The organism is Mycobacterium pinniadriaticum, assembly GCF_026242045.1.
GTDB lineage: Bacteria > Actinomycetota > Actinomycetes > Mycobacteriales > Mycobacteriaceae > Mycobacterium > Mycobacterium pinniadriaticum.
The window spans coordinates 31,608-49,715 of the sequence record NZ_JAPJDO010000032.1 but is presented as its reverse complement, the minus strand read 5'-3'; the positions used below and the strand labels follow the sequence as shown (position 1 = coordinate 49,715).

General features: G+C 66.9%; 16 protein-coding genes. 12 read left to right on the top strand and 4 right to left on the bottom strand.

The genetic code is table 11. The features are described 5' to 3' along the window. Positions 1 to 4: 4 nt before the first annotated feature. The 4 genes from ORI27_RS25620 (at position 5) to ORI27_RS25605 (ending at position 4,327) form a co-directional block, all read left to right on the top strand. Positions 5 to 1,195, top strand: a complete 1,191-nt coding sequence (locus tag ORI27_RS25620; protein ID WP_265999867.1) for a M20 family metallopeptidase — start codon at positions 5 to 7, stop codon at positions 1,193 to 1,195. Further along, positions 1,192 to 2,361, top strand: a complete 1,170-nt coding sequence (locus tag ORI27_RS25615) for an amidohydrolase (RefSeq protein ID WP_265999868.1) — start codon at positions 1,192 to 1,194, stop codon at positions 2,359 to 2,361. The genes ORI27_RS25620 and ORI27_RS25615 overlap by 4 nt, the downstream gene beginning before the upstream one ends. Beyond that, positions 2,361 to 3,320, top strand: a complete 960-nt coding sequence (gene galE, locus ORI27_RS25610) for a UDP-glucose 4-epimerase GalE (protein WP_265999870.1) — start codon at positions 2,361 to 2,363, stop codon at positions 3,318 to 3,320. Before ORI27_RS25615 ends, galE begins: the two co-directional genes overlap by 1 nt. Before the next feature lie 119 nt (positions 3,321 to 3,439). Beyond that, positions 3,440 to 4,327, top strand: a complete 888-nt coding sequence (locus ORI27_RS25605) for a hypothetical protein (RefSeq protein ID WP_265999871.1) — start codon at positions 3,440 to 3,442, stop codon at positions 4,325 to 4,327. 57 nt (positions 4,328 to 4,384) lie between these two features. Here ORI27_RS25605 and ORI27_RS25600 read toward each other — a convergent pair whose 3' ends face one another. Beyond that, positions 4,385 to 4,864: a gamma-glutamylcyclotransferase gene (locus tag ORI27_RS25600; RefSeq protein ID WP_265999872.1), complete on the bottom strand. Its 480-nt coding sequence runs from the start codon at positions 4,862 to 4,864 to the stop codon at positions 4,385 to 4,387. A gap of 173 nt (positions 4,865 to 5,037) precedes the next feature. On the opposite strand from ORI27_RS25600, the gene ORI27_RS25595 reads away from it, so the two are divergent. Genes ORI27_RS25595 through ORI27_RS25585 form a run of 3 tightly spaced genes read left to right on the top strand, consistent with a single transcriptional unit; the run spans position 5,038 to position 9,094 of the window. Then, complete coding sequence (locus ORI27_RS25595) at positions 5,038 to 6,465, top strand: NAD(P)H-quinone dehydrogenase (protein WP_265999873.1); 1,428 nt, start codon at positions 5,038 to 5,040, stop codon at positions 6,463 to 6,465. Positions 6,466 to 6,474: 9 nt separating this feature from the next. Further along, positions 6,475 to 8,220: a glycerol-3-phosphate dehydrogenase/oxidase gene (locus ORI27_RS25590; protein WP_265999874.1), complete on the top strand. Its 1,746-nt coding sequence runs from the start codon at positions 6,475 to 6,477 to the stop codon at positions 8,218 to 8,220. 7 nt (positions 8,221 to 8,227) lie between these two features. Then, positions 8,228 to 9,094: a pseudouridine synthase gene (locus tag ORI27_RS25585; protein WP_265999875.1), complete on the top strand. Its 867-nt coding sequence runs from the start codon at positions 8,228 to 8,230 to the stop codon at positions 9,092 to 9,094. Here ORI27_RS25585 and ORI27_RS25580 read toward each other — a convergent pair. Further along, positions 9,080 to 10,081: an AraC family transcriptional regulator gene (locus ORI27_RS25580; RefSeq protein WP_265999913.1), complete on the bottom strand. Its 1,002-nt coding sequence runs from the start codon at positions 10,079 to 10,081 to the stop codon at positions 9,080 to 9,082. The genes ORI27_RS25585 and ORI27_RS25580 overlap by 15 nt on opposite strands. A gap of 120 nt (positions 10,082 to 10,201) precedes the next feature. Here ORI27_RS25580 and ORI27_RS25575 point away from each other — a divergent pair, with 120 nt between their 5' ends. From ORI27_RS25575 to ORI27_RS25555, 5 genes are all read left to right on the top strand, one after another. Continuing rightward, entirely contained in the window at positions 10,202 to 13,111 is a 2,910-nt protein-coding gene (locus ORI27_RS25575) for an arylsulfatase (protein WP_265999876.1), read from the top strand. Positions 13,112 to 13,212: 101 nt separating this feature from the next. Further along, positions 13,213 to 14,043, top strand: a complete 831-nt coding sequence (locus tag ORI27_RS25570) for an SDR family NAD(P)-dependent oxidoreductase (protein ID WP_265999877.1) — start codon at positions 13,213 to 13,215, stop codon at positions 14,041 to 14,043. Beyond that, positions 14,040 to 14,918: an alpha/beta fold hydrolase gene (locus ORI27_RS25565; RefSeq protein ID WP_265999878.1), complete on the top strand. Its 879-nt coding sequence runs from the start codon at positions 14,040 to 14,042 to the stop codon at positions 14,916 to 14,918. The genes ORI27_RS25570 and ORI27_RS25565 overlap by 4 nt, the downstream gene beginning before the upstream one ends. After that, the gene (locus ORI27_RS25560; RefSeq protein ID WP_265999879.1) at positions 14,915 to 15,295 is read left to right on the top strand and encodes a DUF1330 domain-containing protein; all 381 of its coding nucleotides are present in this window, start codon (positions 14,915 to 14,917) and stop codon (positions 15,293 to 15,295) included. The genes ORI27_RS25565 and ORI27_RS25560 overlap by 4 nt, the downstream gene beginning before the upstream one ends. 73 nt (positions 15,296 to 15,368) lie before the next feature. Next, a complete protein-coding gene (locus tag ORI27_RS25555) occupies positions 15,369 to 15,926 on the top strand; it encodes a DUF1269 domain-containing protein (RefSeq protein ID WP_265999880.1) in 558 nt (185 codons plus the stop codon). On the opposite strand, the gene nei2 is transcribed toward ORI27_RS25555, so the two are convergent. Next, positions 15,895 to 16,662: an endonuclease VIII Nei2 gene (gene nei2, locus ORI27_RS25550; RefSeq protein ID WP_265999881.1), complete on the bottom strand. Its 768-nt coding sequence runs from the start codon at positions 16,660 to 16,662 to the stop codon at positions 15,895 to 15,897. The genes ORI27_RS25555 and nei2 overlap by 32 nt on opposite strands. Before the next feature lie 9 nt (positions 16,663 to 16,671). Continuing rightward, positions 16,672 to 18,078 carry an HNH endonuclease signature motif containing protein gene (locus tag ORI27_RS25545; protein WP_265999882.1) on the bottom strand — a complete coding sequence of 469 codons (1,407 nt, stop codon included), beginning with the start codon at positions 18,076 to 18,078 and terminating at the stop codon, positions 16,672 to 16,674. Between the last annotated feature and the right edge of the window lie 30 nt (positions 18,079 to 18,108).

The window sequence follows — 18,108 nt, the reverse complement described above, 5'->3', positions numbered from 1 at the left end:
GTTGATGCCTACCGCCACCGCGTCGACCCGCGTCGAGGACGTCGTGATGGCGCGTCGAGGTGACTTGATCGAACTCTCCCACGCCATTCACGCCGAGCCGGAACTGGCCTTCGACGAGCACCGCAGCTGCGCCAAGACCCAGGCTCTGGTGGCTGAGCGGGGCTTCGAGATCAGCGCGGCGCCGGGTGGTTTGGCCACCGCGTTTCGCGCCGACTTCGGTTCGGGCCCGCTGGTCATCGGGATCTGCGCGGAGTACGACGCACTGCCCGGTATCGGCCACGCCTGCGGACACAACATCATCGCCGCGTCGGCGGTCGGTACTGCCTTGGCGCTGGCCGAGGTGGCCGACGAACTGGGGCTCACCGTGGCCTTGATCGGCACGCCCGCGGAGGAGTCCGGCGGCGGCAAGGCCCTGCTGATCGACGCGGGTGTCTTCGATGATGTCGCCGCCGCGGTGATGCTGCACCCGGGGCCGATCGACATTGCCGCCGCGCGCTCGCTGGCGCTCTCGGAGACGATCGTCACCTATGCCGGTCGTGAGTCGCATGCGGCCGTTGCGCCGTACCTCGGTGTCAACGCCGCCGACGCGGTGACGGTCGCGCAGGTGGCGATCGGGCTGCTGCGCCAGCAGATGGCTCCCGGTCAGCTCGCCCACGGCATCGTCACCGAGGGCGGCTCGGCCACGAACATCATCCCGGGTCGGGCCCAGCTGCAGTACACGATGCGGGCGGTCGACACCGAATCGCTGCGGGAACTGGAAGCCAAGATGCACGGATGCTTCGCAGCAGGAGCGGTCGCGACCGGATGTGAACACGAGATCGCCGAAGCCGCACCACCGTATGCCGAGCTGACCCCCGACTCGTGGCTCGCCGAGGTGTTTCGCGGCGAGATGACCAAGATGGGCCGTCACCCGGTGCCCGTCGAGGTGGAGTCCGCAATGCCGCTGGGAAGCACCGATATGGGCAATGTCACCCAGCTGCTCCCGGGTATCCACCCGGTGGTCGGCATCGAATCCGGCGGTGCGGTGATCCACCAGCCCGGCTTCACCACCGCCGCGGCCGGTCCCAGCGGTGACCGTGCGGTCACCGAGGGGGCGGTCATGTTGGCCCGCACGGTCGTTCGATTGGCGCAGACGGCCGTCGAGCGGGACCGTGTGCTGCAGCTACGGGACCGACGGGAGGCCAAGCGCCGATGAGTATCGCCGATACCGCTGAGTCCTGGCTGGCTGGGCATTTCGACGACCTGGTCGAGTGGCGCCGTCACATCCACCGGTATCCGGAGCTGGGGCGCCAGGAGTTCGCCACCACCCAGTTCGTCGCCGATCGGCTGGTGGAAGCCGGGCTCAACCCGAAAGTGTTGCCCGGTGGGACGGGTCTGACGTGCGACTTCGGCCCCGATTACGCACCGCGGATCGCATTGCGTGCCGACATGGATGCGCTACCGATGGCCGAGCGCACCGGCGCCCCGTACAGCTCGACGATGCCGAATGTCGCGCACGCCTGCGGCCACGACGCCCACACCGCGATGCTCATCGGGGCCGCGACGGCGCTGGCGTCGGTGCCCGAACTGCCGGTCGGTGTGCGACTGATCTTCCAGGCGGCCGAGGAACTGATGCCCGGCGGAGCGATCGACGCCATTGCCGCCGGCGCTCTGGTCGGGGTGTCGCGGATTTTCGCGTTGCACTGCGACCCCCGGTTGGCGGTGGGGCGGGTCGCGGTGATCCCGGGTCCGATCACGTCGGCGGCGGACTCGATCGAGATCACCTTGCACTCGCCGGGCGGGCACACGTCGCGGCCGCACTTGACGTCGGATCTGGTCTACGGGATGGGGACGCTGATCACCGGGTTGCCCGGTGTGCTGTCCCGCCGGATCGATCCCCGGCACGGCACCGTGATGGTGTGGGGGGCGGCCAACGCAGGAGTCGCGGCCAATGCGATTCCGCAGAGCGGGACGCTGGCGGGCACAGTCCGCACCGCGAGTCGCGAAACCTGGGTGGCTCTGGAAAGCCTTGTAGAGGAGACTGTTTCAGGGCTCCTTGCTCCGCTCGGCATTGAGCACACGCTGCAATACCATCGCGGTGTGCCGCCGGTGGTCAACGAGGAACGTTCGACGCAGATCATGACGCACGCCATCGAGGCGGTGGCTCCCGACGCCCTGGCCGACACCCGTCAGTCGGGTGGCGGTGAGGACTTCTCCTGGTATCTGGAGGAGGTGCCCGGGGCGATGGCGCGGCTGGGCGTATGGAGTGGTCGCGGACCGCAACTGGACCTGCACCAGCCGACCTTCGACCTCGACGAGCGGGCGTTGGCGGTCGGGGTTCGGGTTCTGGTCAATATCGTCGAGCAGTCCGCGGCGTTCTGATGAAGCTGCTAGTCACCGGCGGGGCGGGCTATGTCGGCAGCGTGTGCGCCCAGGTCCTGCTGGAGCAGGGGCACGAGGTGGTGGTCATCGACGACCTGTCGACGGGCAATGCCGACGCCGTGCCGCCCGGGGCGCTGTTCGTCGAGGCCGACATGGTCGCGGCCGCGCCGGAGTTGCTGGGCGGCGGATCCTTCGACGGGGTGTTGCACTTCGCGGCGAAATCCCTGGTGGGGGAGTCGGTGGCCGAGCCGGAGAAGTACTGGTACGGCAATGTCGTCAAGACCCTGGAGCTGCTGGAGGCGATGCGCGCGGCCGGCACGCCTCGGCTGGTGTTCTCCTCGACGGCGGCGACCTACGGTGAACCGGAGTCGGTGCCGATCACCGAGAACGCGCCGACCCGGCCGACGAATGCCTATGGCGCCACCAAACTCGCGATCGACCATGCGATCACGTCATACGCCTCCGCGCACGGACTGGCCGCCACGAGCCTGCGCTACTTCAATGTCGCGGGTGCCTACGCCGGCTTCGGTGAGCGCCATGCCACCGAGACCCATCTGATTCCGCTGGTATTGCAGGTGGCCAGCGGACAACGACCGGAGATCCTGGTGTTCGGCACCGACTGGCCCACTCCGGATGGCACGTGCATCCGTGATTACATTCACGTCCGCGATCTTGCCGATGCGCACCTGCTTGCGTTGCAGAGCTCGCGGCCGGGCGAACATCGCATCTACAACCTGGGTAATGGCACCGGCTTTTCGGTTCGTGAGGTGATCGCCTGCTGCGAGCGCGTCACCGGCGGGCCGATCGCGGCCCGTGATGTCGAGCGACGCGCGGGTGACCCGGCGGTGCTGATCGCCTCCAGCGAAAAGGCCATCACCGAACTCGGCTGGCGGCCACGGCACACCAGTATCGACGAGATCGTCTCCGACGCTTGGGAATACACGCGCTCGCGCGGCTGATCTGAGTGCGAGCGTGCGTGTCGGTGCCGTGACACGCGGTATTGGTCGGCGTGTCGCGCACGCTCGTTATGCACAGGGCTGGCTTTCGGGCGAGGCGGCACGCGTGCAGCATCACCGGTGTGCGCGATGAGCTTGCCGCCCTATTCGACAGGCAGGACGGAGTGGCCACGGCAGGGCAGATTCTTGCTCTGGTGAGTCGGGGTAACTTCAATACGTTGCTGGAATGTGCTGCAGTAGAACGTATCTGGCGAGGTATCTACAGCCGCGGAGCCGCCGATAGGGTCCGCAGGCTCAAGGGTCTCGATCTGGCCTGCGGTGAGGCGGTTGCCGTTTGCATGGGTACCGCGGCGCATGTCCACGGTTTCGACACCGAGGGCTCCACCGATCTGCACGTGGTGAACCCGAATGGGCACCAGTTGCGGCCCGCCGACGGACTTGTCGTGCACCGCCGCGATGGCGCGCCTCTGGTCACGGTGTCGGGGCGGCCGGCTACTGCGCCGGCGTGGACTGCCGTGGAGGTGGCTCGCACGTTGCGCCGTCCGCGAGCGCTCGCCACGCTCGATGCCGCCCTCCGCTCACGGTCATGCGATCTCGATGAGCTGGCTGGCGCGGTGGTGGCACAGCAGGGGAGGCGGGGCATCGTCAAGGTCCGCCAGCTGGTTCCGCTTGCCGACGGTCGAGCCGAGTCGCCGATGGAAAGCGAGGCCCGCCTGGTCATGATCGATGGCGGACTACCCAACCCGGTCCTTCAACACGAAGTGGTCGACGCCAGGGGAAGGCTGCGCAGGCTCGACTTCGCCTGGCCAGAACACAGGGTTGCCGCAGAGTACGACAGCGGCGAATGGCACGTCGGGGCGGACGCGCTTCGGCGCGACAGGGAGAAGCTGGCTGCACTCCAAGACCTCGGCTGGATGGTCGTGCCGATAGTCGTCGACGACGTCCGGCGCCAACCGAGCGTACTCGTCAACCGCATCGGTGCGCATTTGGCGTCGCGCGAGTATGCGTGAAGTGCGCCCCCGCAGCGGCGTGTCGGCGAGCAGACACGCACGCTCGCCGGGAAAGGCTTAGCCGCCGTGCCCGGGGCCGATGTTGCGCGCCGGGCGGGTACGCAGGTCGTGTACGTACTCCGCTGGCGCGCCGGCGATCTCGGCGGCGTCGGCCATCACGCCGAGGTAGCGCGCCGAGGGAAGTCCGCCCTCCCAAGCATCCAGCACATAGAGCCAGGCCAACACGGGATCGGTTGTGGTGTCGGTGGATTCGCACTCGATGCGGCATCTGATCTTCTTGTGGAAGCCGAGCTCGGAGCCTTCCCAGCGGTCCAGGTTCTGCTCGTCGGCGGGCGTCATGTCGTAGAGCACCACGAACACCCTGGCGTCCGGGTCCTCGACCAGGGTCGCCAGTGCACCCTCCCAGCCGATGTCCTCGCCGGCGAAGGTCAGCCGCCAGCCGTGCAACCAGCCGGTCCCGGCCATCGGGGAGTGCGGCGCGCGCTCGAGCATCTGCTCGGGATGCATGTTGGACCCGTAGGCGGCGTAGAGCGGCACGGAGAAAGCCTAGAACGTCCCCAGAGCGGGAGCGCAGGGAGTCGGACGATTAGATCCGGTGGGCAGGAGCGAAGCGACCCGGGTGATTAGATCCGGTGGGCAGGAGCGAAGCGACCCGGGTGATTAGATCCGGTGGGCAGGAGCGAAGCGACCCGGGTGATTAGATTGGGCACGTGACGACGCGGATCGTGATCATCGGTGGGGGACCGGCAGGCTACGAGGCCGCATTGGTCGCAGCGGGCCGCGGTAAGGACGTGGCCGAGGTCACCGTGGTGGACTCCGACGGCATCGGCGGTGCCTGCGTTCTCTTCGACTGCGTCCCGTCCAAGACGTTCATCGCCTCGACCGGGGTGCGGACCGAGCTGCGCCGCGCGTCCGGGATGGGTTTCGACATCGGCATCGACGCCGCCAAGATCTCGTTGCCCGCGATCAACAACCGGGTCAAGACGCTGGCCCGCTCCCAGTCGGCCGACATCGGCACCCAGCTGCTGCGCGAGAAGGTCAACGTGGTGCAGGGCCGCGGCGAACTGATCGATGCCGTCCCGGGAATGGCACACCACCGCGTCCGCGTGACGACGCCCACCGGCCAGTCCGGCGTCCTCAAGGCCGACGTGGTGCTGATTGCGACCGGAGCCAGCCCGAGGGTCCTGCCGAACGCCGTACCCGACGGTGAGCGAATCCTGACCTGGCGTCAGATCTACGATCTCGCTGAGTTGCCCGAGCACCTGGTGATCGTCGGCTCCGGCGTCACCGGGGCGGAGTTCTGCAACGCCTACACCGAACTCGGAGTGACGTGCACGGTGGTGGCCAGTCGTGACCAGATCCTGCCGCACGAGGACAGCGACGCCGCCGCCGTGCTGGAAGAGGTGTTCGCCGAGCGTGGTGTGACACTGGTCAAGAACGCCAGGGCCGACTCGGTGCTGCGCACCGGCTCAGGAGCATCTGGCGGGGTCAAGGTCACGATGGCTGACGGCCGTGTCGTCGAGGGCAGCCATGCGCTGATGACGGTCGGGTCGGTACCCAACACCGCTGGCCTGGGCCTTGAGCGGGTCGGTGTCGAGCTCGGGCCGGGCAACTACATCCCGGTCGACCGGGTGTCCCGGACGGCGGCATCCGGCATCTACGCCGCAGGCGACTGCACCGGGCTGCTGCCGCTGGCCTCGGTCGCGGCGATGCAGGGCCGGATCGCGATGTATCACGCGTTGGGCGAGGGGGTGGCCCCGATCCGTCTGCGCACGGTGGCCTCGGCCACCTTCACCCGACCCGAGATCGCCGCGGTCGGGGTCCCGCAAACCGCGATCGACAACGGCTCGGTCCCGGCCCGGACCCTGATGCTGCCGCTGAGCACCAATGCGCGGGCCAAGATGTCGTTGCTGAAGCGTGGCTTCGTCAAGATCTTCTGCCGCCCGGCCACCGGCGTGGTCATCGGTGGGGTGGTGGTGGCCCCGATCGCCTCGGAGTTGATCCTGCCGATCACCCTGGCGGTGCAAAACCGCATCTCGGTGACCGATCTGGCGCAGACGCTGTCGGTTTACCCGTCGTTGTCGGGGTCGATCGTCGAGGCTGCGCGCCGTCTCATGGCGCACGATGATCTCGACTAGCCTGAGCCTATGAGCGACCCGATCCTTAGACCGGGCACCGGTCAGACCCTTCTCGGACCAACTGAGCGCGCACACGCCTGGGAGCGACTGGGCAGCGAACAGTTCGACGTGGTCGTCGTGGGCGGCGGTGTGGTCGGGGCCGGCTGCGCACTGGATGCCGCGACCCGCGGGCTCAAGGTCGCCCTGGTCGAGGCGCGGGATTTCGCGTCGGGAACGTCGAGCCGCAGTTCGAAGATGTTTCACGGCGGGCTGCGCTACCTCGAGCAGCTGGAGTTCGGCCTGGTGCGCGAGGCGCTGCACGAGCGCGAGCTGTCCCTGACCACCCTGGCGCCGCATCTGGTCAAGCCGCTGCCGTTCCTGTTCCCGCTGACCAAGCGGGTGTGGGAGCGGCCGTACATCGCGGCCGGCATATTCCTGTATGACCAGCTGGGTGGTGCGAAATCCGTTCCGCCACAGAAACATCTGACGAAGGCCGGCGCGCTCCGACTGGCGCCGGGCCTCAAGCGCAGCTCGCTGATCGGGGGCATCCGCTACTACGACACCGTCGTCGACGACGCCCGCCACACCATGACCGTCGCCCGGACCGCCGCGCATTACGGCGCGGTGGTGCGAACATCGACCCAGGTGGTGTCGCTGCTGCGGGAGGGCGACCGGGTGATCGGCGTGACGATCCGCGATTCCGAGGACGGCGCCGTGGAAGACGTTCGCGGCCATGTGGTGATCAACGCCACCGGGGTGTGGACCGACGAGATCCAGGCATTGTCCAAGGAACGCGGCCGGTTCCGGGTCCGCGCGTCCAAGGGCGTGCACGTCGTGGTGCCCCGCGACCGCATCGTGTCCGAGGTGGCGATCATCCTGCGCACCGAGAAGTCGGTGCTGTTCGTCATCCCGTGGGGCACGCACTGGATCATCGGCACCACCGACACCGACTGGAATCTCGACCTGGCCCACCCCGCCGCGACCAAGGCCGACATCGAGTACATCCTCAGCCATGTGAACACCGTGCTGGCCACACCACTGACCCATGACGATATCGACGGGGTGTATGCCGGGTTGCGACCGCTGCTGGCGGGGGAGAGCGAGGAGACCTCCAAGCTGTCCCGCGAGCACGCGGTGGCGGTGCCGTCGCCGGGGCTGGTGGCGATCGCGGGCGGCAAGTACACGACCTATCGGGTGATGGCCGCCGACGCGGTGGACGCCGCGGCCGAGTACATCCCGGCCCGCGTGGCGCCGTCGATCACCGAGAAGGTGCCGCTGATGGGTGCCGACGGATACTTCGCGCTGGTCAACCAGACCCAGAGCGTGGGGGCCCGCTACGGTCTGCATCCCTACCGGGTGCGCCACCTGCTGGACCGCTACGGCTCGCTGATCGGCGACGTGCTGGCGCTGGCGGCGGACAGCCCGGAGTTGCTCGAGCCGATCACCGATGCGCCCGTCTATCTCAAGGTGGAGGCGGCCTATGCGGTGGCCGCCGAGGGCGCCCTGCACCTGGAGGACATTCTCGCCCGCCGGATGCGGATCTCGATCGAATACCCGCACCGCGGCGTCGACTGCGCCCGGGAGGTCGCCGAGGTCGTCGCGCCGATCCTGAACTGGAGCCAGACCGACGTCGACCGCGAAGTCGAGACCTATCGGGCGCGGGTGGAGGCCGAGGTGCTCTCGCAACGCCAGCCCGATGACGAATCGGCCGATGCGCTGCGAGTGGCGGCGCCGGAGGCCCGGGCCGAGATCCTCGAGCCGGTGCCCCTGAATTGAGTGGGCATTGAGGCGACCCGCGCGCGTGCCCCCTTTGCCGGTGCGCGACGGTGTGGGGCCGGCACGGCTTCGCCTGCAGGGCGGCAATGTTGCCGACGAGTTCGCCCGGCGGTTCGGTGCCGACGGACTGGCCAAGGTGCGCGCCGGTGAGGTGGTCGACGCGGCTGGCGCGGTGGTCACCCCGGCTACCGAGTTGCCGCCCGGTGCGCATGTCTACCTATACCGGGAGCTGCCCGACGAGGTGGCGGTGCCGTTCGACATGCCGGTGCTCTACCGCGACGACGACATCGTCGTCGTCGACAAACCGCACTTCCTGGCGACGATGCCCCGCGGCGGACATGTCGCCCAGACGGCCCTGGTGCGGCTGCGGCGCGCGCTGGATCTGCCCGAGCTGAGTCCAGCCCATCGGCTGGACCGGCTGACCGCGGGGGTGCTGCTGTTCACCGTGCGCCGCGAGGTTCGTGGTGCGTATCAGACGCTGTTCGCGCGCGGCGCGGTACATAAGACCTATTTGGCCCGTTCCTCGGCGCAGTTGAACGTCGAGTTACCGTTACTGGTACGCAGTCGAATCATCAAGCGGCGCAGTCAGATGCAGGCCTTTGAGGAGCCGGGTGAGCCCAATGCCGAGACGCTGGTCGAGTCGCTGGGTGGCGGGTGTTATCGGCTGAGTCCGCGCACCGGCCGCACTCATCAGCTGCGGGTGCATATGGCGTCGCTGGGGTTGCCGATCGACAACGACCCGCTGTATCCGCGGATCCTCGACGTGGCCGCCGACGACTTCTCCGCGCCGTTGCGGTTGGTGGCGCGCCGACTGCAGTTCGAAGATCCGTTCACCGGGGAGTTGCGGTCCTTCGTCAGTTCAGTTGAGCTTTAACTGTTTACGGTATGCGGCCGGCCCGCTGCCGAACCAACGGTGGCAGGAGCGGGTCAATACGCTTTGCTCGGCGTAGCCCAATTCACGAGCCAGGTGAGCCAAAGTGATCCGGGTGTCGCGCAGGTAGCGTTCGGCAAGCCCGCGGCGAATCTCATCGACGACCGCCGCGAAGGTTGTGCCCTCGGCGGCGAGGCGGCGCTGCAACGCCTTCGGGTGCAGGTGGACCTGCTCGGCGACGAGCTCCAATGTCACTGTGCCGCTAGGCAGCAATTGTCGCACCAGCGTCCGTACCGAGGTTGTGGTGCGCGAGTCGACGGCGATGATGCTCGTCAGGTATTGGACGACGGCGTCGTGAGCGAGGTCGTCGCGTTTCAGTGGCCTCTTCAGGTCTGCTGATCTGATGGTGAAACCCGCGGCACGCTGAGCGAACATCGGAGTGCAGCCGAAGAATTTTCGGTACTCCTCGACTGGGGTGAGCGGGTCGTGAGGAATGTGCACCGAAAGTGCGGCGTACTGTTCGCCGAGCAGGAATCGCAGCACTCGCAGGATCACCCCGAGGGAGAGTTCGCACCCCTGTGGGGTTGCGGGGAGGGCGGGGTCGACGAACTGGAACTCGAAGAACGAGCGTTGCGGGTTGGGGAGCGCGGCAACCCGGACCGTCATCGCCGGGCTGTATGCCGTCAGGAAGTTCTCGAATATGTCCAGCGCGTCGGCCACCGTGGCGGAAGTGCGGGCAGCCACGCCGACCGGTCCGAGGATCTCGATGCCCTGCAGTGCGGCCAGCCGACGGCCGAAGTCGGGAGCCTCCAGGACTTCGGCCGCGTTCTCGATGGCGGCGATGACTCGTGACAGGGGCACGAACACGTCGCTGCTGCCGACGGCTGCCGGATCGATCCCTGCGTGGGCGAGCAGGGCAGCGGTGTCGCCGCCCAGCCTGGCTACCAGCTGGGGATAGTTCGACATCGACGTCCCGCGCACCACCGACATGTCCTGGACTGTCAAATATTCGTCCTCATATGTCAAGTGTTTGGTGGGGTAGCAGGTGGCCGGTCGCAGGAGCCGCGCCTAGGGTGGTGGCCGGAATCCCCCCGGACCGGAGGAGAAGTCATGGCAGAGGATCCTGCGATCGTCGTTGTTGCTGCGTATCAGGATCTGGGCGTCGCGACAACGGATTTCGACGCACTGACCGCGCAGGTAGTGGAGAAGAAGTTCGCAATGCGTGGCGCGGTGCTGGTGGCCAAGGACGCCGAGGGGAACGCAACCCTCGTCGACACCGGCAACCAGATGGGCCGCCGGGGTGCTGGCTGGGGTGCGGGTGTGGGCCTGGCGGTCGGGCTGTTCGCGCCACCGCTGCTGGCCGCGGTCGCCGTCGGCGCCGCTGCCGGCGCTGTCGCAGGCACGTTCGCCGATCATCGGGTCAAGTCGGGCTTGCAGGACAAGATCGGACAGGCGCTGGCGGAGGGCACAGGGGTGATCATCGCGGTGATACCGGCGGCCAGCCGACTGGCTCTCGAGCGAGTCCTGACCGGATCTCTGTTGAAGTCGGTCGCAGAACTGGATTCGAAGACGATGCGTGGCCTGGAAAGCGCTCTGGAAGAGGCGATGGGTAAGTTCAGCCCCGACCGCACCAGGCTGCCGATCCCGGACAAGGCTTTCGGCGGTGTCGCGGGCCGTACTCTGCGCGAATCGGTTTCCGACTGGTCCATCGCGGCCGGTGTGAAGGCCCCCGAAGGCGCGCCCAACGTGCTGATCGTCCTGATCGACGATGCAGGGTTCGGTGGCCCGGATACCTTCGGCGGCGACATCAGCACCCCGACCATGAGCCGACTCGCCGAGAACGGGCTGACCTACAACCGTTTCCACGTCACCGCGGTGTGTTCGCCGACCCGGGCTGCCCTGCTGACCGGCCGCAACCACCACCGCTGTGGATTCGGGTCGATCGCCGAGTACCCCGGGCCGTACCCGGGTTACTCGGCCACTTTGCCGCGTACCATCGCCCCGCTGCCGCGCGTGTTGCGCGACAACGGTTACGTCACCGGCGGCTTCGGCAAGTGGCACCTCACACCGGACAATGTCCAGGGCGCCGCCGGGCCGTTCGACCGGTGGCCCAACGGCTGGGGCTTCGACCACTGGTGGGGCTTCCTGTCGGGGGCGGCTGGGCAGTACGACCCGATAATCACCCAGGACAACGGGGTGATCGGAGTTCCGAGCGAAGGCAAAGACGGCAGAGCGTACTACTTCCCGGACGACCTGACCGATAAGGCCGTCGAGTGGTTGCACGCCGTACGTGCCCAGGACGCCACCAAACCCTGGATGATGTACTACTCAACCGGAGCGACGCATGCGCCCCATCACGTCTTCTCCGAATGGGCCGACAAGTACAAGGGCCGTTTCGACGACGGCTGGGATGCCTACCGCGAGCGCACCCTGGAACGTCAGAAGCAGCTCGGCATCGTCCCGCCCGACACCGAACTCACCCCGCGCCCGGACTTGTTCCCGGCCTGGGACAGCCTGACCGACGACCAGCGCAAGCTCTATGTCCGGCAGATGGAGGTCTTCGCCGGCTTCTCGGAGAACGCCGACTGGAACGTAGGCCGGCTCGTCGACGCCATCGATGACCTCGGTGACCTGGACAACACCCTGATTTTCTACATCTGGGGTGACAACGGGGCATCCATGGAGGGCACGATCACCGGTTCATTCAACGAGATGACCTTCCTCAACGGCGTCGTGCTCGACGCGGAGCATCAGCTCAAGCTCATCGAGCAGTACGGCGGCATCGAGGCTCTCGGAGGCGAGCACACCGCCCCGCACTTCGCGTCGGCGTGGGCGCATGCCAACAACACGCCATTCCAATGGGGCAAGCAGATGGCCAGCCACCTCGGCGGCACCCGCGATCCGATGATTGTGCACTGGCCCGCGCGCATCACCGCCGACAAGGCCCCGAGAACCCAGTTCACGCACTGCATCGACATCGCACCGACCGTGCTCGACGTGGTGGGGCTGCCGATGCCGGTCAGCGTCGATGGATTCGACCAGGAACCGATGGACGGCACCAGCTTCGGTACCAGCCTCACCGACGGCGGCGCGGCCGAAACCCGCACGGTCCAGTACTTCGAGATGTTCGGCAGCCGGGCCATCTACGCCGACGGTTGGTGGGCGTGCACGCGCCTGGACAAGGCGCCGTGGGACTTCTCGCCGGAGACCATCCGCCGCTTCGGGCCAGACGGTGACTACGACCCCGACAATGACGTTTGGGAGCTCTACTACCTGCCCGACGACTTCTCGCAGGCGCACGACCTCGCCGACACGCAGCCCGAGAAACTCGTCGAGCTGAAGGAACTGTGGTGGTCCGAGGCCGAACGCAACCGGGTGTTGCCCTTGCTGGGCGGGATGTCGGTGCTGCTCGGCGACCTGCCGCCGATGCCGACGATCACCCGCTTCGCTTTCCGGGGTGACGTGCAGAACATCCAACGCGGCATGGTTCCCCGCATCCTCGGCCGCTCCTATTCGATCGAGGCGCAGGTCACTATTCCCGACGGCGGCGCTGAGGGCGTTCTGGTGGCCAACGCCGACTTCATCGGCGGGTTTGCGCTCTGGGTCGACGAGCAGTCACTGCTGCATCACACCTACTCGATGCTCGGAGTAGATACCTACCACCAGGTATCGAGCACGCCTATTCCTACCGGCGACGTCACTGTGAAGATGTTGTTCGAGATCACCGACCCCACACCGGGTTCCGGTGGGCACGTGACTTTGTGGGCCGACGGGGAGCTCATCGGCGAAGGCGACATGCCCAACACGGTGCCGATCGCGTTCTCGTCGTACGCGGGCATGGATATCGGCCGCGACAATGGGCTGGTTGTCGACCGCGCATATGAGGACAAGGCGCCCTACGCGTTCACCGGCACCGTCAAACAGGTCGTGTTCGACCTGCAGCCGATTGATCACGAGGCGGAGAAGGCGCTGCACGAGCACGCGGCCATGCAGGCCGTCGGGCAGGGTGCAGCGGGCTGATCGCAGCGACCCCCCGTTGCGCGCACCCGGTGTCCGGCGAAGCGAAGTCTTTGTCCTGAACTGTCAAGACTTCGCGGGTCGGATCCGCGATGGTGGTGAGCATGATTCGCACGATCGCCATCACCGGGGGTGCCCGCGGAATCGGGCGCGCCACTGCGGAAGCCTGCCTGGCAGCAGGGATGAGCGTGGTCATCGGTGATGTCGAGGGCGCGGCGTGTGCCGACGTCGCGGCTGAACTCGGTGACCGCGCGTTCGGCTTGCCGCTGGACGTCCGTGATCCACAGGGTTTCAAGGCCTTCCTCGACCACGCGGAAAACGCTGTCGGCCAGCTCGACGCCCTGGTCAACAACGCCGGGATCGCGCCGATCGGGTTGTTCGCCGATGAGGATCCCGACGACACCCAACGCGTGTTGGACATCAACCTCGGCGGGGTACTGACGGGAACGCGGCTCGCGCTGCAGCGGTTCCTGCCGCGGGGACACGGCCACATCGTGAACCTGGCCTCCTCGGCCGGTCAGATCGCCACCGCCGGTGGCGCCACCTATGCCGCCACCAAACACGGCGTTGTGGGGTTCACTCGCGCCATTCGGGCAGAGACCAGGGGGACCGCGCTGCGAACGACGCTCGTGATGCCCGGCCTGATCCGCACCGACATGATCCAGGGGTTCGCCAAGGCGCGCGGGACTCGTGTCGTCGGGCCCGAGAAGGTTGCCGGGGCCATCGTCGAAGCCCTGCGTACCGGTCGCGAGGAGGTCTTCGTTCCACGTGAGCTCGGTCCGGTTGCGCGGCTGGTGGCGGGAACCCCGCCGGCGATTGCCGACAGAGTCAAACGTGCGCTGCGGGCCGACGCGATCATGGTGGCCGCCGACATGGGTGCCCGCACCGACTACCGAAATCGGATGCAGCGCACCGTGCGGCAGTCGCAGCCGTGACACCAATAGCCACCTACCGGCTCACCGTCGCCGGCATCACCACGTCGGTGCTTGACGGCGGCGCCGGTGTCCCCGATGAAGCCGTGGTGTTCGTGCACGGCAATCCTGATTCCGGCTCGGACTGGATGCCTTTGATGACGATGGTCGCGGAATTCACCCGTGTTGTCGCTCCCGATCTGCCCGGTTTCGGGGCCGCCGGTCCACGGGTGGATCGCGACTACACGGTCACCGGGTACGCACGGTTCCTCGAGGACCTGATCGGGCAGCTGGACATCGAACGGGTGCACCTCGTCGCCCACGACTTCGGTGGGCCCATCGCCGCCGCCTGGGCCGCGGAGCACCCCGGCCGCGTGGCCAGTGTCACGTTCATCAACACGGGTGTGCTGACGAACTACCGATGGCACCGGATGGCGAGGGTGTGGCGGACACCGTTGCTCGGCGAGCTCGCGATGCGCTTCACCACTCTCGGGGTCGCCCGCGCTCTGCTCGCGCACGACAATCCCGGACTCTCCCCGGCCTGGGTCGACACCGTTGCGGGTCATCTGATGCCTTCCGAAACCAAGCGCGCGGTGCTGAAGCTCTACCGGTCCACCTCCATCCGGGACGTCGAGGCGCTGGCGCCGCGGCTGCGCCGCCACGACCACGATGCCCTGGTGGTATTCGGCGACGCCGACGTCTACATCCCTGTCGAACAGGCCCACCGTCAGAGGCAGGCGTTCCCGCGAGCCGAGATCCACGTGCTGCCCGGGGTCGGGCACTGGAGTTGGCTCGAGCAGACCGAGCAGGTCGCCGCTCATGTCGTGCCGTTCCTGCGTGATCGGGTTGGTTGCGCACGGACCACCAAAGATCAACCACTGCAAGGAGGTTCCCAATGAGCAAGACCGCCGACGAGCGCCCGATCAACCTCGAGGTGTTTACGGATCTACCGGCCGATGAGCCGGTGGTGATGATCAACCTGCTGAAGTTCAACGACGGTGAGGGCGTCGACCGCTACCTTCAGTACACCCGCGAAGTCGTGCCGCACCTGGACAGGGTCGGCGGGTCGGTTCGCTATGCGGGCACGACTCCACGCAATGTCATCGGAGACGGCGAGCGCCCCTGGTGGGACGCGATCCTGGTCGTCGAGTACCCGTCTCCCCAGGCCTTCGTCGACATGGTCGTTGATCCGGGGTACCAGAAGGTGCACCAGCATCGTGCCGCCGCCTTGGAGCAGGGCGACCTCGTTGCCACCTCGCAGTGGATGCTCGGCTGAGGGGCCGCAATGCCCTTGCGGCGATGACCCCGGCCCCTTTCCATTTGGTGTGAAGTACGTCACGCTTGAGAGCATGGACGACGATCATGACCTGGTGCTGGTAGCCGCATACCCAGACGTCGATCGGGCAACCACCGACTTCCGGGAGTTGGAGAAGCGGATCAAGCATGGTCTGGAACTGCGCGCCGCAGCCCTGGTGACGAAGGATTCCGAAGGCCATCCGCATGTGGTGGAGGCGCACAACCGGCACGGTCGGGTCGCTGCCGGCCTGGGTGCGGGTGCGGGGATTCTGGTCGGGCTCTTCCTGCCGCCGGTGGAGTTGGCGGTGGTGGTCGGTGGCGCGGCCGGTGCGCTCGTGGGCGCTTTCGCCGAGCACGAGCTACGGACCGGCCTGCAACGTGAAATCGGTAACGCACTGGACGTCGGGACCGGCGTGGTGATCGCGCTGGTCTATCCCAACGGGCGCGGACCAGTGGAATCGACGCTGTATCGGGCGGCGGAGATCAGGTCGGTTCGGCTGGATCGTTCCACCATCAACAGCCTCGACGAGTTGGTTGCCGAGGAGATGACAAGGATGTCGCACCCGCCTGCCGGCCCGATCACCGCTGACACGACGGGCACCAATAGCTGACGCGGTCGGCAGCCGAGGATTCGGCACGGCGGATCGGTGTCCCGCACCGGCGGCAGGGTTCTCTCTCTCGGCCGTAAACCCAGAGTTCCTGCTTGTGTCTACGGTTTCCCGTGGTGGTGCGGTTCGCGCGGGCGCGGTTGGACCACAACATCTCTCGCGCTCGAGTCGCTACACGTAACGGGTCGGCCAGGCTGCCCACCGGGCTGGTCGGCAGGCGACCGAACACGAAGCAGAGTTCATTGGCGTAGACATTGCCCACACCGGCCATCACCCGTTGATCCAGCAGTGCCGCCGCGATCGGCCGGTCCGGGTCGGCCGCCAGGTTCAACGCGGCCAGTTCGGGATTCCAGTCATCGCCGAGAAGATCAGGTCCGAGATAAGCGACGACGTCCTGGTCGTTCTCCCGGTCCACTACCTCCAATACGCCCAGGTCGATACCGAGCGCCTGAATATCACCGGCTTCCAAAATGATTCGAATCTTGTGAGCTGACCCGACGGGCCTGCCCCGCGGGCTCACCCGCCAGCTGCCGTCCATCTTGAGATGAGAATGAATGCTGGCCGGCCCGACCCGGATGAACAGATGCTTGCCGCGGCTGATCACCTCGTCGACGGTGTTGCCGCGCAGATCCACGGTGGCGTAGCGCGGCACCCGGATATCGCAACGGGTCAACGTCTTACCCACCAGCGCCTCGCGCAGGGTCGCGGCGGTGTGGAAGACGGTATCGCCCTCGGGCATGGTTCCAGTCTAGAAAGGTGGTGGATTGGCAGTGGCTCTTGCCTCGTTGAGGCCACGCTCCCAGCGGATCCGGTACTCCCGATCTTGAGTTCGGGTCCGGCGGCGGGTCGGCATCATCAGTCCGCGTCCGGGCACGCGCGCTCGGGCCGAAGGGTCCGGCGATCTGAGTTCCTCAGTGGGATCGAAGTGCCGTGGAAAGAACAGCGATCCACCAGGTTTGGTGGTGTAGGTGCGTCCTGATGGCGACGTCCAGATCACCGTACCGTCAGCCAGCTGACGGTCCGCCCAGCCGCCTGATCCTGTATAGAAGGTCTTCAGGAGATGATGGACGCGACACAATAGTTTCAGGTTCGATGGATGTGTCGGTCCCAACGGGTACGGCACGGTGTGATCGATGTCGGCGATCTCGGCGGGACGGTCACAACCGGGGAACCGGCATGTCAGATCGCGGCACCGGATGAACTCCGCCAACGCGGTCGACGGCCGGTAGTGCGGTTCGGCGCTCAGTTCTTTGCCGTCGATGACTGGCCGCAGTTTCGCGCGCGTCGCCAAGGCGCGCACGGTGTCAGCGGGAATCGCGCCATAGCCGGCCAACAGTGCCGGAGTGTTCTCGTTGTCCGTAATGGTCTTGGCTTCGGCCAGCAGGTGGATGACGATCTGGCCCGACTGGCTGTCAGTGCCGGACCGGGCGGGGCACTCCTTGGACATGCAATCACAGGTCATCGTCGAGATGCCTGCCGACAGCGGGGCCAGTGCATCGGCCCTGCGCTGACGGACGGTCCGGGGGTCATCTCGACAGACCGTCGCGGCCAGCTGATTCAGCCTCTGGTCGAAGGCAGCCGCGTCGGATGCGCGAACACGCGCCCAAATCTCAGCCATTCCGTCGTTCCCCGGAACGACTTCGACGTGGCGATCATCGTCGGCGTTGCGCGCCGCGCGTACGGCGTCAGGATCCAACTCGCGGATGGACCAGTCGATGATCTCGGTGATCTTCTTCCGCGAGAACGTGTTCCACCCCGTCGCGTGTGCTGCCAGGTGCTCGTCGATGGTGACGAGCATGTCGGGGTCGGTGATCAGGCCGGTGCGAAATACCGCGGCGCTCACGACGCGAAACTCGATTGCTCCCGAGGCGAACAACGCGCCCAGTTTGGGCAGCCGCTCGATGAGCTGCAGACCATAGTCCATCTGGCACGATGCCCGCCCGCGGCTGATTCCCAGCTCAGCTCCCACTTCGGCGGCTACCGCTTCCCAATTGTCGATACACCACTGGGTGCGCTCGGCTGCGTCGACCGACCTCATCCGGCGCTGACAGAGCCGACCGGCCGCGAGCAGTCGGTGGGCGATGGCAACTCGCTCGGCCCGCTGCGCCTGCTGCATGGTTTCCAGCAGGGCGGACTCGTCGAGTAGTTCGAACATGTGTTCGAGTATAGCGAAGCCGGCGACAAG

What these genes read in the sequence shown, in the direction of transcription:
- ORI27_RS25620 (WP_265999867.1), top strand. Translation starts at nt 5, where the DNA reads ATGCCTACCGCCACCGCGTCGACCCGCGTCGAGGACGTCGTGATGGCG.
- ORI27_RS25615 (WP_265999868.1), top strand. Translation starts at nt 1,192, where the DNA reads ATGAGTATCGCCGATACCGCTGAGTCCTGGCTGGCTGGGCATTTCGAC.
- galE (WP_265999870.1), top strand. Translation starts at nt 2,361, where the DNA reads ATGAAGCTGCTAGTCACCGGCGGGGCGGGCTATGTCGGCAGCGTGTGC.
- ORI27_RS25590 (WP_265999874.1), top strand. Translation starts at nt 6,475, where the DNA reads ATGAGCGACCCGATCCTTAGACCGGGCACCGGTCAGACCCTTCTCGGA.
- ORI27_RS25580 (WP_265999913.1), bottom strand. Translation starts at nt 10,081, where the DNA reads ATGTCGGTGGTGCGCGGGACGTCGATGTCGAACTATCCCCAGCTGGTA.
- ORI27_RS25575 (WP_265999876.1), top strand. Translation starts at nt 10,202, where the DNA reads ATGGCAGAGGATCCTGCGATCGTCGTTGTTGCTGCGTATCAGGATCTG.
- ORI27_RS25570 (WP_265999877.1), top strand. Translation starts at nt 13,213, where the DNA reads ATGATTCGCACGATCGCCATCACCGGGGGTGCCCGCGGAATCGGGCGC.
- ORI27_RS25560 (WP_265999879.1), top strand. Translation starts at nt 14,915, where the DNA reads ATGAGCAAGACCGCCGACGAGCGCCCGATCAACCTCGAGGTGTTTACG.
- ORI27_RS25555 (WP_265999880.1), top strand. Translation starts at nt 15,369, where the DNA reads ATGGACGACGATCATGACCTGGTGCTGGTAGCCGCATACCCAGACGTC.
- nei2 (WP_265999881.1), bottom strand. Translation starts at nt 16,662, where the DNA reads ATGCCCGAGGGCGATACCGTCTTCCACACCGCCGCGACCCTGCGCGAG.
- ORI27_RS25545 (WP_265999882.1), bottom strand. Translation starts at nt 18,078, where the DNA reads ATGTTCGAACTACTCGACGAGTCCGCCCTGCTGGAAACCATGCAGCAG.